General features: G+C 65.1%; 16 protein-coding genes. 13 read left to right on the forward strand and 3 right to left on the reverse strand.

The window, feature by feature from the left end; genetic code table 11:
* Positions 1-39: 39 nt before the first annotated feature.
* Positions 40-897 carry an NAD(P)-dependent oxidoreductase gene (locus R3C13_RS00485; protein WP_371308824.1) on the reverse strand — a complete coding sequence of 286 codons (858 nt, stop codon included), beginning with the start codon at positions 895-897 and terminating at the stop codon, positions 40-42.
* Positions 898-997: 100 nt separating this feature from the next.
* Here R3C13_RS00485 and R3C13_RS00490 point away from each other — a divergent pair, with 100 nt between their 5' ends.
* The 11 genes from R3C13_RS00490 to R3C13_RS00540 all read left to right on the forward strand — a co-directional run bounded on the left by R3C13_RS00490 (position 998) and on the right by R3C13_RS00540 (position 11,598).
* Positions 998-1,834: a glycerophosphodiester phosphodiesterase family protein gene (locus R3C13_RS00490; protein WP_371308825.1), complete on the forward strand. Its 837-nt coding sequence runs from the start codon at positions 998-1,000 to the stop codon at positions 1,832-1,834.
* Between the two features lie 151 nt (positions 1,835-1,985).
* Positions 1,986-2,630 (forward strand): flagellar motor protein MotB, encoded by a 645-nt coding sequence (locus tag R3C13_RS00495; RefSeq protein ID WP_371308826.1) that lies wholly within the window; start codon positions 1,986-1,988, stop codon positions 2,628-2,630.
* 52 nt (positions 2,631-2,682) lie between these two features.
* The gene (locus R3C13_RS00500) at positions 2,683-4,527 is read left to right on the forward strand and encodes an SLC13 family permease (protein WP_371308827.1); all 1,845 of its coding nucleotides are present in this window, start codon (positions 2,683-2,685) and stop codon (positions 4,525-4,527) included.
* Between the two features lie 16 nt (positions 4,528-4,543).
* Positions 4,544-5,302 (forward strand): arginyltransferase, encoded by a 759-nt coding sequence (locus tag R3C13_RS00505; RefSeq protein ID WP_371308828.1) that lies wholly within the window; start codon positions 4,544-4,546, stop codon positions 5,300-5,302.
* Between the two features lie 50 nt (positions 5,303-5,352).
* Complete coding sequence (locus R3C13_RS00510; RefSeq protein ID WP_371308829.1) at positions 5,353-6,462, forward strand: TRAP transporter substrate-binding protein; 1,110 nt, start codon at positions 5,353-5,355, stop codon at positions 6,460-6,462.
* 14 nt (positions 6,463-6,476) lie between these two features.
* The gene (locus R3C13_RS00515; protein WP_371308830.1) at positions 6,477-7,142 is read left to right on the forward strand and encodes a TRAP transporter small permease subunit; all 666 of its coding nucleotides are present in this window, start codon (positions 6,477-6,479) and stop codon (positions 7,140-7,142) included.
* Complete coding sequence (locus R3C13_RS00520) at positions 7,132-8,715, forward strand: TRAP transporter large permease subunit (RefSeq protein ID WP_371308831.1); 1,584 nt, start codon at positions 7,132-7,134, stop codon at positions 8,713-8,715. Before R3C13_RS00515 ends, R3C13_RS00520 begins: the two co-directional genes overlap by 11 nt.
* A gap of 1 nt (position 8,716) precedes the next feature.
* Positions 8,717-9,853, forward strand: coding sequence for a pyridoxal phosphate-dependent aminotransferase (locus tag R3C13_RS00525; protein ID WP_371308832.1), 1,137 nt, complete (start codon positions 8,717-8,719; stop codon positions 9,851-9,853).
* A gap of 111 nt (positions 9,854-9,964) precedes the next feature.
* Positions 9,965-10,387 (forward strand): DUF6326 family protein, encoded by a 423-nt coding sequence (locus R3C13_RS00530; RefSeq protein ID WP_371308833.1) that lies wholly within the window; start codon positions 9,965-9,967, stop codon positions 10,385-10,387.
* Positions 10,384-11,076, forward strand: a complete 693-nt coding sequence (locus tag R3C13_RS00535) for a DUF4386 domain-containing protein (protein ID WP_371308834.1) — start codon at positions 10,384-10,386, stop codon at positions 11,074-11,076. Before R3C13_RS00530 ends, R3C13_RS00535 begins: the two co-directional genes overlap by 4 nt.
* A 78-nt stretch (positions 11,077-11,154) precedes the next feature.
* Positions 11,155-11,598, forward strand: coding sequence for a hypothetical protein (locus R3C13_RS00540; protein WP_371308835.1), 444 nt, complete (start codon positions 11,155-11,157; stop codon positions 11,596-11,598).
* A 67-nt stretch (positions 11,599-11,665) separates the two neighbouring features.
* Here R3C13_RS00540 and R3C13_RS00545 read toward each other — a convergent pair whose 3' ends face one another.
* Together R3C13_RS00545 and R3C13_RS00550 are read right to left on the reverse strand one after the other, a co-directional pair.
* Complete coding sequence (locus R3C13_RS00545) at positions 11,666-12,001, reverse strand: hypothetical protein (protein WP_371308836.1); 336 nt, start codon at positions 11,999-12,001, stop codon at positions 11,666-11,668.
* A gap of 46 nt (positions 12,002-12,047) precedes the next feature.
* Complete coding sequence (locus R3C13_RS00550) at positions 12,048-12,611, reverse strand: LemA family protein (protein ID WP_371308837.1); 564 nt, start codon at positions 12,609-12,611, stop codon at positions 12,048-12,050.
* 129 nt (positions 12,612-12,740) lie between these two features.
* On the opposite strand from R3C13_RS00550, the gene R3C13_RS00555 reads away from it, so the two are divergent.
* Positions 12,741-13,463 carry a VIT family protein gene (locus R3C13_RS00555; protein WP_371308838.1) on the forward strand — a complete coding sequence of 241 codons (723 nt, stop codon included), beginning with the start codon at positions 12,741-12,743 and terminating at the stop codon, positions 13,461-13,463.
* A gap of 60 nt (positions 13,464-13,523) precedes the next feature.
* The gene (locus R3C13_RS00560; RefSeq protein ID WP_371308839.1) at positions 13,524-14,747 is read left to right on the forward strand and encodes a hypothetical protein; all 1,224 of its coding nucleotides are present in this window, start codon (positions 13,524-13,526) and stop codon (positions 14,745-14,747) included.
* Positions 14,748-14,795 lie beyond the last annotated feature (48 nt).

The following is a 14,795-nucleotide window of genomic DNA, read 5'->3' on the forward strand; positions in this document are numbered from 1 at the left end:
CGAAACCTTCGTCCGATCGCAGGTGAATGTCGAGACGCCTCACCGCTTCAGGCGCGCCAGCAGGCTCGACGTGTCCCAGCGATTGCCGCCCATGGCCTGCACATCGGCATAGTACTGGTCCACCGTCGCCGTCATGGGAAGGCTCGCGCCATTCTCCCGCGCCGCCTCCAGCGTGATGCGCAGGTCCTTGCGCATCCAGTCGACCGCGAAGCCGTGGGTGTAGTGTCCCTCCACCATGGTTTTCCAGCGGTTTTCCATCTGCCAGCTCTGGGCTGCGCCGCCGCTGATCGCCTCGATCACCTTGGCCGGGTCGAGCCCCGCCTGCTCGGCGAAGTGCAGCCCCTCGGCAAGTCCCTGCACGATGCCGGCAATGCAGATCTGGTTGACGCTCTTGGCAAGCTGGCCGGCGCCTGCGCCGCCGATCAGCGTCATCTTCTTTCCGTAGGCGGACATGACGGGCTGTGCCGTGGCAAACGTGCTTTCGTCGCCGCCGCACATGATGGTCAGTGCGCCATTCTTCGCGCCGGCCTCCCCGCCCGAAATCGGCGCATCGAGGAAATGCGCGCCCTTCGCCTTGCAGCGGTCATAAAGGTCGCGCGCGAGGCCGGCCGAGGCGGTCGTGTGGTCCACCACGATCATTCCGGCGCCGAGGCTCGGCTCCAGCGCGGCAAAGACGTCCGCCACGTCCGGATCGTCACCAAGGCACAGGAGGACATGCTCAGCCCCGAAGGCCGCCGAGGCCGGATCCTTCGCGATCTCGCCCTTGTGCTGGCTCGCCCAGAGTTTCGATTTCTCGGCCGTGCGGTTCCAGACGACGGTCTCATGGCCCTTCGCGGCAAGATGCCCCGCCATGTGGAACCCCATCACCCCCAGTCCGAGAAATGCCGTGCGCGCCATGAGTGCTTCCTTTCCGTGTTCCGCTGAACTTGCACATGCCGTGCGCCGGGGCCAGCCCCTGTCAGCCGGGGCTTAACCAATTTGTGCCACGTTGCCCCCCGTGAAATATCGCCCCATCCTCCTCGCCGCCATGGTGGCCGGCGCCCTCGGCGCCTACCTGTTCTGGCCGGTGCCGCGGACGGCGGCAGACTTCCATCCTCTGAGCGGCGCCATCCTCATCGCCCATGCCGGCGGCGGGCTGCCGGAAGGAACCTATTCCAATTCGCGCGAAGCCTTCGACCGTTCCGGCGAGGCGGGCTTCCAGCTCATCGAGGCCGATTTCAACTGGACGCGCGATGGCGGGCTGGTCCTGATCCATGACTGGCAGGAGGCGCACCTCCTTTGGTTCGGCGCCGTCCGCCGCGCGCCGGCCGTCCTTGACCTTGACCCCTTCACGCAGGCCAAAACCGAAGCCGCCTTTGCCCGCCGCCGGATGCATCGCGGCCTGACCCCGATGACCGTGGCAGACCTCTCCGCCTGGATGGAAGCACACCCCGACGTCCGGATCGTGACAGACATCAAGGAGCGAAATCTGGAGGGTCTGGCGAGACTTTCCGAGACGAACGGTCAATTTCGTGACCGCTTTATCCCCCAGATATACACACCTGAGGAATACGGCCCGGTGCGCGATCTGGGGTTCAGCCAGATCATCTTCACCGCCTACCGGTCCCGCCTCAGCGCCGGCGAACTTGCCGAATTCGCCGCGACGCACGACCTCTTCGCCCTGACGGTCCCGGCCGGCAGCCTTGCCGAAGCCGACATCCGCGCGATCACCGGCGCCGGAACGCCTGTGCTGATGCACACGGTGAACGATCCTGCCGCCGCAGAGGCCCTGCTGCAGACCGGCGTGTCCGGCCTCTATACCGACTATCTCTACCCGGCGCCTGCCACCCGCTGAGCGGCCAAGAACCATGAAATTTCATGGAATTTCATGAGTGGCCCTAGAACCGGCCTTCACCAAGACCTGTTAGAACCGGCAAACCACTCAGAAGGATTGGATGAGCGAGCGTATGGCTTATGCCACCTACACACGCCCAGGCGCGGGCAGAATGCCCAGCGCGCCCGTTCGCAAGACCGGGACGTGGAAGCTCGCCTATGCGGACTTCCTGACCGCCCTCATGGCGTTCTTCCTCCTGTTGTGGCTGGTCAGCGGCGTGTCGCCGGAATCGCGGGCCGAAATCGCCAATTACTTCCAGCCGAAAGACAATGAAGCTGCAGGCGCTGCAGCAGAAGCAGGCCCGTCCGAGGCCGACCGCCTGTTCAGCGCGCTCAGCCAGAACCCGTCCCTGCTGGCGGCCGGATCCAGCATCATGCTGACCCGCGAGCCGGACGGCGTGCGCCTCGACCTCGTCGATACGGCCGAACGCCCCCTGTTCGACCGCGCCAGCGGCCATTTCACCGAAACCGGCCTCGCCCTTGCCGCCGAAACCGGCGCCGCTCTCGCCGGCACTGAGGGTTTCCTCTCCATCGAGGGGCACACCGACGCCTTTCCGAGCATGGCTGCCCAATACACGAACTGGGAACTTTCAGCCGACCGCGCCAATGAGGCCCGCCGAATTTTCGAGGCTGCAGGAATTGCTCCGGCACGGGTCAAGGCTGTAACGGGGCTTGCGGATACGCGACCACTGGTCCCGGGCCAGCCCCACTTGCCCGTTAACCGCCGGGTCAGCATACTTGTCCAGACTGAGGGGTAACGCCCTCCGGCCTCCGGGGGGACCGGACCCATTTGGAAAACCCGGAGCCATAATGCTCTTTGAGTTCTTTTCAGACTGGCCCATGTGGGCAAGCCTCGCCGTCGTGTGCGGTGCGATCGGCTTCTACATGGCCGACCGCTGGTCGATGGAACTCATCTCCGTCTGCGTGATCGCGGCCCTGCTGGTCCTCTTCACCCTGCCCGGCGCCCACGGGGCCGACGGCGTGCCGATCAGCGCGCAGGATCTGCTCTCGGGCTTCGGCAATCCGGCGCTCATCACGATCATGGCCCTGCTGGTAGTGGGGCAAGGCCTGTTCCAGACCGGGGCGCTGGAAGGCCCGACCAAGGCCCTCCTCTCCGGCTATGACCGGCGCCCCATCGCCACCCTCGTCTTCGCCTTCGCGGCGGTGTTCGTGATCAGTGCCTTCGTCAACAACACGCCTATCGTCATCATGTTCCTGCCGGTGATGAGTTCCATCGCCCAGCGGATGAAGACGCCGGCCTCGAAGCTGATGATGCCGCTCAGCTTCATCTCGATCTTCGCCGGCATGACCACGCTGATCGGCACCTCGACCAACCTGCTCGCAGCCGAAGCCTATGCCCGGATCGAGGGCCGCACACTCGGCTTCTTCGACCAGACCCCGATGGGCCTCATCCTCGCCGGCGCGGGCGCGATCTATCTCATTCTCTTTTCGCGCTTCTTCCTGCCCGCCCGCGAGGGCCTCACCGAAGAAGTCGCCCCGACCTCATCCAAACAGTTCCTCGCCCAGATCGAGGTAACGCAAGGCCACTTCCTGCAGGGCAAGAAGCCGGTCGCGGGCATGTTCCTCGACCTGCCGGACATGACGGTCCGCATGATCCAGCGCGGCGAGCGCGCCTTCCTGCCGCCCTATGAAGACCTGACCCTGAAGCCCGGCGACCTCGTCATCGTCGCCGCCACCCGCGCCGCCATCCAGAACGTGCTCGCCCGCCAGCCGGATTTCCTGCAGCAGGTCTGGCAGTCTGCCGGCGGCGACGTGGACGAGGGCGGCCGGCCGGACCGTCTCGCCCTCACCGAAGCCGTCGTCGCGCCCGGCTCGCGCATGGTCGGCCGCACGGTCGAGATGCTGGGCTTCCGCCGCCTCACCCGCGCCGTCACGCTCGGCATCCAGCGGCGCAGCCGGATGATCCGCACCAAGCTCGGCGAGATCCGGCTCGAATCCGGCGACACTCTGCTGATGATCGGCCCGGTCGATGCCTTCCTCGAACTGCGCCAGAGCCGCGACCTCATCCTGCTCGAATGGTCGCAGACCGAAATCCCGCTGACCACCAAGGCGCTTGCCGCCCGGTTGATCGCGGTGTCGCTGGTCGTCGCGGCGGCCTCGGGCATCGTGTCGATCCTGCATGCCTCAGTACTGGCGGCGGTCGCCATGCTGGTGATCGGCTGCCTCAACTACCGGCAGGCCAGCCGGTCGCTGGATCTGCGTATCTTCCTCGTCATCGGCGCGGCCCTCGCCATGGGCATGGCGCTGGAGAAGACCGGCGCCGCCCAGATGCTGGCCCATGCCGTGGTCAATCTCGCCTCGCCCTTCGGCACGCTCGCCGTGCTCTCGGCCCTGTTCCTGGCGGTCGCCCTGCTGACCAACCTCCTGTCGAACGCGGCCACCGCCATCCTGTTCTCGCCGATCGCCCTGTCGGCCGCGCATGAGCTGAACATGGACGATCCGCTGCCCTTCCTGCTGGCCGTGATCTATGGCGCCAATTGCAGCTTCGCCACGCCTATCGCCTATCAGACCAATATGCTTGTCATGGGCCCCGGCCACTATCGCTTCGGCGATTTCATGAGGTTCGGCGGGCCGCTGGTCTTCATACTTTGGGCGGTGTTTACGATCTTCGCCCCTTGGCGGTTTGATTTGTGAGTGTAGAGTCACCGCAATGAAATTCACGGACTCGAAGATACTTCCTCCCGGACTGGAGCGGTCGTTGCGGTTCTACGTGACGAACCCCAGCCCGTGCCCGTATCTGCCGAACCGGCGTGAACGCAAGGCCTTCACCAATCTCGCGATCACCGAATCAGATCTCGTCCACAACATGCTGAGCCAGGCGGGTTTCCGCCGCAGCCAGACCATCGCCTACCGCCCGGCCTGCCCGCGCTGCAATGCCTGCCGCAGCGTGCGCGTGCCGACACGGGACTTCGTCGCCTCCCGCAACGACCGGCGCGTGCTTCAGCGCAATGCCGGCATCGTGCGCCACGAGGTCGAGCCGTCGGCAACCCGCGAGCAGTACACCCTGCTGAAGGCCTATGTGAAGACGCGCCACGATGGCGGCGGCATGTCGGACATGTCCTATCGCGACTATTCCGCCATGGTCGGCGGCAGCCCGGTGCAGAGCCGGATCTTCGAATACCGCGACGGGTCCGGAGTCGACGCGCCGCTGATCGGCTGCTCGATCACGGATATCCTGCGCGACGGGTTTTCGATGGTCTACACCTTCTTCGATCCGTCGATGGAGGAACGCAGCCTCGGCCACTTCCTGATCCTCGACCATATCCGCCATGCGCAGGATCTCGGCCTGCCGCACGTCTATCTGGGCTACTGGGTCAAGGGCAGCCCGAAAATGGATTACAAGCGGCGCTACAAGCCGCTGGAAGTGCTTGATGGAGACCGCTGGCGGCTGCTCGGCGACGATGAATAGGCCCGCAAGAGGCTGACGGGGCCCGGCAAGGGTTTTGGGGAAGGAAACGCATGATCAACAGACGCAACCTCGTCGGGGCGGGCGTCCTCGGCCTCGGCGGTGCCGCTGCGGCCTTTGCCAATCCCTCATCCGCGCCGGCCTTCGGTGCGCCCGCCATCAGCCGCAACCGGCGGCGGCTCAACATGGTCACGACCTGGCCGAAGGGCCTGCCCGGCCTCGGTGAAGCGGCCGAACGCGTTGCCCAGCGCATCAGCGACATGTCCGACGGCGCCATGGAGGTCAAAGTCTTCGCGGCGGGCGAACTCGTGCCGCCGTTCGAATCCTTCGATGCCGTCGCCAATGGCTCGGCCGACATGTACCACGGCGCCGAATATTACTGGACGGCCAAGTCCCCGGCCTATCCCTTCTTCACCGCCGTGCCCTTCGGCATGACCGCGCAGGAAATCATGGGCTGGATCGATGCCGGCGGCGGGCAAAGCCTGTGGGACGAGCTTTCCGGCCAGTTCGGCATCAAGTCGATCCAGGCGGCGAACACCGGCCACCAGATGGGCGGCTGGTTCCGGAAAGAGATCAAGAGCCTCGACGATTTCGTCGGCCTCAAGATGCGCATTCCCGGCCAGGGCGGCGATGTGCTGCGCGCCCTCGGCGGGGCGGCCATCGCCCTGCCCGGCGGCGAGATCTACCAGGCCCTGCAGACCGGCGCGATCGACGCGACCGAGTGGGTTGGCCCATGGAATGACTTTGCACTCGGCTTCTACCGCGAGGCGCCCTACTATTACGGCCCCGGCTTCCACGAGCCCGGCGCCAGCCTTGCCGTGGGCGTGAACCTCCGCGTCTGGGAAGGCCTGACGCCCGGCGAACAGGCTATCATCAAGGCGGCCTGCGAAAGCGTGAACCACACCTCGCTCGGCGAATTCACTTACCAGAACGCCGTCCACCTCGACCTGCTCACCCGCGAGCATGGCGTGCAGATGCGCAGCTTCCCGCCGGACGTGGTGAAGGCCATGGCCGAAGCCGCCTGGGACGTGCGCGCCGCCTCCGGCAAGGACGGGATCGAGAAGCGGATCTATGAGAGTTTCGAGGCGGGCCTGAAGAAGATGCGCGCCTGGTCCAACTGGTCGGACGGTCCGTACTACGCCGCCCGCGCGGCGAACAAATAAGCGCCCAGACGCCCATGGACCCGGCCCTCTTCCTCCAGATCGGCACAGTACTCAGATGGCTCGGCATCGCGGCCCTGCCCCTGTTCCTGCTGCCTCTCGTCACGCTGGTCCTGCCGGGCGCGGCCGAGGCCATTTCAAAGCGCGTCAGTGCCCTGATCGACCGCGTGACCGGCCTTGCCGGCGGCGCGGCCATCGCCAGCGCGCTGCTGCTCGTCTTCTTCCAGCTTCTGGTCGTCACGCTTCGCTATGCGTTCGGCGTGTCATTCACCTGGCTCAACGAACTCGTGATCTATGCCTTCGCCGCCATGTTCATGCTGGGCGCGGCGGCGGCCCTGCGCGATGACGACCATGTGCGCGTCGACATCCTGCGCCCGCGCTTCGGCGCGGCGGGACGCAACTGGGTCGAACTGGCGGGCATCTATTTCTTCCTCTTCCCCATCATGATCCGCATTCTTATGACCGGCGAGCAGGGCCTCATCCGCACCTGGTCCCTGTTCGAAGGCTCCCGCGAGTCCGACGGCCTGCCGTTCCTTTACCTCTTCAAGACGCTGGTGCCGGTCTTTGCCGTGCTGATGCTGGCGCAGGGCCTCTCCGAAGCGCTGAAGGCGGCCCTCCGCCTTACCGGCCGGATGGAGGAACGCGCCGCCCCCGCGGCGACGGAGGGCGCTCATGGAGCTTGAGGTCATCCTTGCCCTGATGATGTTCGCGACCGCTGTCGGCGCGCTGCTCGCAGGCTATCCCGTGGCGCTGACCCTTGGCGGTGTCGCGCTCATCTATGCCCTCATCGGCATCGGCCTCGGCGTCTTCCCGGAGCCGCTGCTGCGCTCCCTGCCGAGCCGTATCCAGGGCGGCTCGATCATGCAGAACAACACGCTGCTGGCCGTGCCGCTGTTCGTGCTGATGGGGGTGATCCTCGAACGGTCCCGCGTCGCGGAAGACCTGCTGCATATTGCCAGCCGCCTGCTCGGCAAGCTGAATGGTGGCCTTGGCTTTGCCGTCGTGCTGGTCGGCGCGCTCCTCGCTGCCTCCACCGGTATTGTCGGCGCCACCGTCATCACCATGACGCTGATCGCCCTGCCCTCCATGCTGAAGCAGGGCTATGACCCGCGCCTCGCCACCGGCACCATCGCCGCTTCCGGCACGCTCGGCCAGATCATCCCGCCCTCCATCGTCCTCATCCTTCTGGCCGATGCCGTCTCGAATGCCGCGAGCCAGGCAAGCCTCTCATCCGGCGGCCGCCCGCTGGTCGTTTCGGTAGGCGACCTGTTCGCGGGTGCGCTGATCCCCGGCCTGCTTCTCGTCGGCCTCTATCTCGCCTGGATCGCGTTCAAGGCCTTCACCGCGCCGCAGCAATGCCCGGCCGTCACCGTGCCGGAAGATACTGCGCCGCTCACCGCCAGCGAAATCGCGTTCGGCCTCGGCGCGCCGCTCGCCCTCATCTTTGCCGTCCTCGGCGCCATCCTCGGCGGCGTCGCGCCGCCCACCGAAGCTGCCGCCATCGGCGCGGCCGGCGCGGTCATGCTTGCAGGCCTTCGCCTTGCGCGCGAGGCTGGCAGCCACCTCGCGCCGGTCATCCTCGCGGGCCTCGCCAGCCTGATCCTCGTGATCGTCCTGCGCAATTCGATGGATTTGCGCCTCGGCGTCGAACAGATCGGCGCGCTCAACATGGCCGGCATCGTCGTCACCGGCCTTGCCAGCCTCGCCTTCTTCGGCGCCCTCGCAGCGGGCCTGCTGGTCCTCCGCCGCGCGCGCCAGCTGCTTCCGGCGCTCAAGAGCGCGACCAACATTACGAGCATGGTGTTCCTCATCCTGATCGGCGCCTCGCTGTTCAGCCTCGTTTTCCGCGGCTTCGGCGGCGACGACATCGTGAAGGACATCCTGCACGCCATGCCCGGCGGCAAATGGGGCGCCCTGATCATGACCATGATCGTCATGTTCGTGCTGGGCTTCTTTCTCGACTTCATCGAGATCGTGTTCGTTGTCGTGCCGCTGGTGGCCCCGCCGCTGATCCTGCTAGGCTTCGATCCGGTCTGGCTCGCCATCCTGATGGCGCTGAACCTGCAGACCAGCTTCCTCACGCCACCCTTCGGCTTTGCCCTGTTCTACCTGCGCGGCGCGGCGCCACCGGAAGTCAGCACGCTGCAGATCTGGCGCGGGGCGATGCCGTTCATCGGCCTACAGATCCTGCTGATCGTGCTCGTCGCCCTCGTGCCGTCGCTTGCCACCTGGCTGCCAGCGCTCACGGCCCGCTAGAATGGGACAGGACATCGACCCCTTCCGCGCGATCTCGCTCAGCGTGCGCGCGCACGAGCTGAAGGCCGAAGGCCGGCGCATCCTGCACATGGAGTTCGGCCAGCCCTCCACCGGCGCGCCGCAGGCCGCCATCGCCCGCGCCCATGAAATCCTCGACAGCGACGCCATGGGCTATTGGGAAAGCCGTCCGCTGAAGGAACGGATTTCGCGACATTACAAGGAGTCCTACGGCGTCGACGTCTCCCCTTCGCGCATCGTGCTGACCTGCGGCGCCTCGCCCGCGCTGGTGCTGGCGCTTGCCACCGCCTTTGCGCCCGGCGACCGCATCGCCATGGCCCGGCCGGGCTATGTCGCCTATCGCAACACGGTCCGTGCCCTGAATTTCGAGCCGGTGGAAATTCCCTGCGGCGAAGACGTGCGCTTCCAGCTTTCCGCCGCCGCCCTCGACGCGCTGGATCCCGCCCCCCAGGGCGTCATTATCGCCAGTCCCGCCAACCCGACCGGCACGATCATCCCGGCCGGGGAACTCGCCGCCATTGCCGCCGTCGCGAAGGCCAAAGGCATCCGCATCATCTCCGACGAGATCTATCACGGCCTCACCTACGGCCCCGAAATCCACTCCATGCTGGAGTTCGATCGCGGCGCCTACATCGTCAACAGCTTCTCCAAGTATTTCTCGATGGCCGCCTGGCGGCTCGGCTGGCTGGTCTCGCCGGACGAGGGCGTCAAACGCACTGGCGCCTATATCGGCAACCTCTTCCTCACCGCGCCCTCGCTCGCCCAGCATGCCGGGCTCATCGCCATGGACTCGCGCGAGGAACTGGATGGCCATGTCGAGGTCTACCGCAAGAACCGCGAACTTCTGCTCGAGACCCTGCCGAAACTCGGCCTCGCCCGCATCGCGCCGCCCGACGGAGCCTTCTATCTCTATGCGGACGTTTCGCGCTTCACCAATGACAGCCTCGCCTTCTGCCTGAAGCTCTTGGAAGACACCGGCGTCGCCACCGCCCCCGGCGTCGATTTCGACCCGGTCGAAGGCAACCGCTTCGTCCGCTTCTCTTTCGCCCTCTCAACGCCCGAGATCGAAGAGGCGCTGGAGAAACTGGTGCCCTGGTTCGCGGCGCAATCCACCCGCTGAGTGGTCCGGAACAGGTGCGATGCGGCACCCATTGAAAGCCTTTTGACAGGCTTTCGGTCCGGTGTTACTAAAAAATCGAATTTATCGATATTCGAGAAGGTCTCGCCCAACATGCACAAGCCACCCCTGAAGGATTCCAGGCCGTCTGCGCCTGTCATGCTGTCCCTGCTCTGGGCCTCGCTGATGTCGCTCTACATCTACAATGACTATTTCAGCATGTACCTGCCGGGCACAGTGGAAAGCATGGCCGCCGGCCGCATCGGCCCGCTGGGCGAGGCGACCGATCTGGTGCTGATCTGCGTCGCGCTGATTCTGGCGATCCCCGCGCTGATGATCTTCCTGTCGTCCCTCCTGCCCCCGGTGATCAGCCGCTGGAGCAACGTTGCCTTCGGCCTTGCCTACACGCTGATCGAGATCATGACCTTCATCGGCGCGCGGCCCTTCTACCAGATGGTCGTGGCGTTCGAGATCGTCGTCACCCTCACCATCATCTGGACCGCCCTGCGGTGGCCGCGCGCGGACGTTTCCGAATGAGCTATGCATCCATGGGCCGACTGACCGGCGCGGTTTACCTGATCGTCGTGATCACCGGTATTTTCACGCTGGGCTATGCGCCTTCGCGCCTCGTTGTGCAGGGCGATGCCGCGGCCACCTTCGAGGCCATCGCGAATGCGATGCCGCTGTTCCGGTGGAGCATTGTGGCGGCATTCGTCTGCTACCTCGCCTTTCTTGTGCTGCCGGTCCTCTTCTACAAGCTGCTGCACCGTCACGGCCCCCTCGCTGCGAAGCTGATGGTGGTGCTCGCCGTCACCAGCGTGCCGATCACGATGACCAATCTCATTCACAAGGTCAGCATTCTCGACATCGTCAGTGGTGAGAACGATCTGATCGCGGCGACCGACGGCCCCGCCACGGTCATGCAGCATCTCTACGACTACAATAACGGCATATTCGTCGCGACCCTGTTCTGGGGCGCGTGGCTCCTGCCGCTGGGATACCTGATCTTCCGCTCACGTGTCCTGCCGCGCCTGCTCGGCATCTTCCTGATGCTGGGATGCTTCGGTTACATGCTGAACTTCTTTGGCCCGCTTCTTGCGCCGGGCTATTCGCAGACGCTGGTTTCAGACCTTGCCTCGATTCCATCCTCAATTGGAGAGATCGGCACCTGCCTCTGGCTGCTGGTCATGGGCGCGCGCCAAAGGGATGTTCCATCCACCACCTGACAGCCCAAACCTGTTGCAGCGATTGGCGGAAAAATAAATCCATCCAACACCTCCGTGGCCGGACGTATGATGCGGGCCATGTCGCTGCTGCATCCACCTCCCGGCTTTCCGGCGTTGCTGGTTCCCATCTGGCCCCTGATCTGGGTCCAGGTGCTGCTCCTGCGCGCTCAGATGCGGGCGAAGTACGGCAAGGGCGTCCAGTATCACTGGAGCGTCACGCCCTGCGGCCGGGTCTGGCTCACCAGCATCGACTGGATTCCCGGTCAGGCCGCACCGGCATGGCTGGCGCCTGCGCATCCAAACGCCCGCATCGCTGCCGCGCTGGATGGACGCTGGGCGACCGCGAAGCCCCTTCTCCTTGGCGAGAAGGGGGTGGGGATGAGGGGTAGAGGCGTTGCGGCAGGCATTGCCCTTTGGGACACGTCGCGGCCCCTCGCCCCAACCCTTGCGCGGGCCAACGCAATGCGGTCGCCATCCCTCGCAAGCCCGAGGAGAAGGGGTTTGCCGCTTCCCGAAACCTGACGCGCAAAAACCCTCCCGAAAACCTGACCTACCCCAAAGCGCCTTCACGGGCGTCGCATGCGCAGGCTCAGTCGCAATCATAATCCGCAACTGCGCCGCCATCCGGCGTCCGCGCGACCGACACGAACGTGCAGCCTTCCGGCGCCGCCGCCTTCGCGGCTTCTTCCAGGTCCGCATCGCCCGGCGCGCCGCCGCTGGCGATGCCGAAATTCCCATCGGTCTTGACCGTGAATTTCAGCTTGAAGCCCTGCCCTTCGGCCGGCGCCGCAAAGAACTGGTAGCCGCCGCCATAGACATTCTGCGGCGCGAGCCCGTTCCAGCTCGACGCGCTCCAGCCGCCACCGCCGCCGGATGCACAAGCGGCGACCGCAAGGGCCGCCGCAAGACTTATGGATCTGTTCATGGACACCTCCCTGAGTTCCCAGAGAGGTATCACACTCCGGACAAGTCTAGAACTTGACTTCCGGCGGCGTGCTGAGCGCTTCGCGGCCTTCGACGCCGACGTCGAAGAAATCGCGGCCCTCGAAATTGAACATGCCGGCAATGATCGAGCCGGGGAATTGTTCGCGCGACGTGTTGTAGTCCTGCACGGCCGAGTTGTAGAAGCGGCGCGCCGCGGCCAGCTTGTCCTCAATCGAAGACAACTCGTCCTGAAGCTGGATGAAGTTCGTGTTGGCCTTCAGGTCCGGATAGGCCTCGGCCAGCGCGAACAGCTTGCCCAGCGCGCCGGTCAGCGCGCCTTCCGCCTGGCTCATCTCGGCGGCGGTGTGGGCATTCTGGGCGGCATTGCGCGCCGCGATCACCTGCTGGAAGGTCTCCTGCTCATGCTTTGCATAGCCTTTGACCGTTTCAACGAGGTTCGGGATCAGATTCTGCCGCTGCTTCAGCTGCACATCGACATCGGCAAAGGCCTGGTTGACCCGCTGCCGCTTCATGACCAGACCATTGTAAAGCAGGATGATGAAACCGGCGATCAGGACGATCACGCCGAGCAGGACGAGGACAGGGTTCATGACTGAGTCTCCGGAATGCCTGAAACACCAAAGGCCTAACGGCCATGAGAGCGATGCGCAAGGAAAACCGCGCCCTGCGGCAATCTCCGGTCTTGACCTCGCCTCCAGCTGTGCGCACGGAAAGCGGCGATGAACGATCAGAACGCTTCCGGGTTTCCCGATTATATCCATCAGGAACACCACAATATGCACCGGATCGGCTGGCTGCGGGCCGCCGTTCTGGGCGCCAATGACGGCATTCTGTCGACCGCCAGCCTGGTGATCGGCGTCGCATCGGCCGACGCAACGCCTGCCGCGATCCTGACCGCCGGCCTTGCGGGCCTGGTCGCAGGCTCGATGTCGATGGCGGCAGGCGAATTCGTCTCTGTCTCGTCGCAGGCGGATGTCGAAAAAGCCGACATCGAAATCGAAAAGGCCGCGTTGAAAGCGCATCCGGAAGCTGAACTGGAAGAACTCGCCGCGATCTATCGCGACCGCGGCCTGAAGCCGGAAACGGCGCTAGAAGTCGCCCGCCAGCTGACCGAACATGACGCCCTCGGCGCCCATGCCCGCGATGAACTCGGCATGACGGAAATCGCGGCTGCGCGGCCGATCCAGGCCGCCCTCAGCTCGGCCGCCAGCTTTGCCATCGGCGCTGTCCTTCCGCTGCTCGCCGCAATTTTTGCGCCGGCGCACCTCATCACACCCGTCGTCGCGGTCGTCTCGCTGCTCAGCCTGACCATCCTCGGCGCCCTGTCGGCCCGCGCCGGCGGTGCCAGCAAGCGGCGCGCAGTCTTCCGCGTGGTTTTCTGGGGCGTCGCGGCGATGCTCCTGACAGGCTTGATCGGCCACCTCTTCGGCACAGTTGTCTGACGCGACAGACGGTCAAATCGCGCTATCCTGTGACTGGATCAGCCGGGAGCGAGCCCAGACGTGCTACAGGACATTGTCATCGGCGTTACGGCGCTTGGAATCCTCCTGTTGCTGTCATGGCCGAAGGTGCGGGATGCCAGGATCTGGCGCGCCACGGTCACACCCCTCGCCTCGATCATCGGCAGCGGCTTCCTGGTCCTCGGCCCGATTCTCTCTCATTCCTATGGGCGATACGCGCCTCTGGTCATGCTGCTGCTCTGCCTCGGCGCCTATGCGTTCGGGGCGGCGATCCGGTTCAACATCCGCAATATCGACCACACGAACGACCGCGGACGGATCGAGCTTGCGCTTGAGACTTTCTCGGGCTGGGCCCTCGCCTTCGCCTACTGTATTTCCGTCGCCTACTACCTCAACCTGTTCGGTGCCTTCGGCGTCAAGCTGACGCCCATCAATTCGCCGGTCGCCGCGAAGTCGCTGACGAGCGCGGTGCTTCTGCTGATCCTGATGGTCGGCTGGCTGCGTGGCTTCAGCGCCATGGAGCGGATGGAGCAGACGGCCGTCACGCTCAAGCTGGCCATCATCGCCAGCCTCATCGCCGGCCTGATCATCTACTTCGCCCGGCAGGCCGGCCAGGGAGACCTGGTTGCCATGCCGTCGCCTGAAACCGGCTGGAGCGGCATCACCCTCGCCTTCGGCCTGATCATCACGATCCAGGGCTTCGAAACCTCGCGCTATCTCGCCGAAGAATACAAGCCGGCGGTCCGGATCCGCTCCATGCGCTATGCGCAATGGATCTCGACGGCGATCTACATGGTCTACGTCGTGCTGCTGACCTATCTTTTCGATACGAAGACTATTCCGCTGACGGAAACGGCTATCGTGGACATGATGAAAGTCATGTCGGCCGTCCTGCCGGCCCTCCTCGTGGTCGCCGCGCTCAGCGCCCAGTTCAGTGCGGCGATCGCGGATACAAGCGGCGCGGGAGGCCTGGTGGCGGAGCAGTCGCGCGGGCGCATTTCCTCCCGGGCAGCTTACCTTCTGCTGGTCCTGATCGGCCTTGGCCTGACCTGGGTTGCGCATATTTTCGAGATCATCACCTACGCCTCAAAGGCCTTCGCATTTTACTATGCGATCCAGTGTACCATTGCCGCCGTCGGCGCGTGGCGGGACGCCCGGAAGCCGCATCTCGCCCTGTTTTTCGGCGCCTGCGCAATCCTCGCCCTCGCCATTCTCGCCTTCGGTCAACCCGTCGAGGGTCATGCTGCGTCATCAGCGCACGGTTGATCCCGCCTCATGCTCTGGCGCCTGCGCTCAAATTGTGTAGCATCGATC

It is taken from the genome of Hyphomonas sp. (genome assembly GCF_041398385.1).
Classification (GTDB): Bacteria; Pseudomonadota; Alphaproteobacteria; order Caulobacterales; family Hyphomonadaceae; genus Hyphomonas.

What these genes read in the sequence shown, in the direction of transcription:
- R3C13_RS00485 (WP_371308824.1), bottom strand. Translation starts at nt 897, where the DNA reads ATGGCGCGCACGGCATTTCTCGGACTGGGGGTGATGGGGTTCCACATG.
- R3C13_RS00495 (WP_371308826.1), top strand. Translation starts at nt 1,986, where the DNA reads ATGCCCAGCGCGCCCGTTCGCAAGACCGGGACGTGGAAGCTCGCCTAT.
- R3C13_RS00500 (WP_371308827.1), top strand. Translation starts at nt 2,683, where the DNA reads ATGCTCTTTGAGTTCTTTTCAGACTGGCCCATGTGGGCAAGCCTCGCC.
- R3C13_RS00505 (WP_371308828.1), top strand. Translation starts at nt 4,544, where the DNA reads ATGAAATTCACGGACTCGAAGATACTTCCTCCCGGACTGGAGCGGTCG.
- R3C13_RS00510 (WP_371308829.1), top strand. Translation starts at nt 5,353, where the DNA reads ATGATCAACAGACGCAACCTCGTCGGGGCGGGCGTCCTCGGCCTCGGC.
- R3C13_RS00515 (WP_371308830.1), top strand. Translation starts at nt 6,477, where the DNA reads ATGGACCCGGCCCTCTTCCTCCAGATCGGCACAGTACTCAGATGGCTC.
- R3C13_RS00520 (WP_371308831.1), top strand. Translation starts at nt 7,132, where the DNA reads ATGGAGCTTGAGGTCATCCTTGCCCTGATGATGTTCGCGACCGCTGTC.
- R3C13_RS00525 (WP_371308832.1), top strand. Translation starts at nt 8,717, where the DNA reads ATGGGACAGGACATCGACCCCTTCCGCGCGATCTCGCTCAGCGTGCGC.
- R3C13_RS00530 (WP_371308833.1), top strand. Translation starts at nt 9,965, where the DNA reads ATGCACAAGCCACCCCTGAAGGATTCCAGGCCGTCTGCGCCTGTCATG.
- R3C13_RS00535 (WP_371308834.1), top strand. Translation starts at nt 10,384, where the DNA reads ATGAGCTATGCATCCATGGGCCGACTGACCGGCGCGGTTTACCTGATC.
- R3C13_RS00540 (WP_371308835.1), top strand. Translation starts at nt 11,155, where the DNA reads ATGTCGCTGCTGCATCCACCTCCCGGCTTTCCGGCGTTGCTGGTTCCC.
- R3C13_RS00545 (WP_371308836.1), bottom strand. Translation starts at nt 12,001, where the DNA reads ATGAACAGATCCATAAGTCTTGCGGCGGCCCTTGCGGTCGCCGCTTGT.
- R3C13_RS00550 (WP_371308837.1), bottom strand. Translation starts at nt 12,611, where the DNA reads ATGAACCCTGTCCTCGTCCTGCTCGGCGTGATCGTCCTGATCGCCGGT.
- R3C13_RS00555 (WP_371308838.1), top strand. Translation starts at nt 12,741, where the DNA reads ATGAACGATCAGAACGCTTCCGGGTTTCCCGATTATATCCATCAGGAA.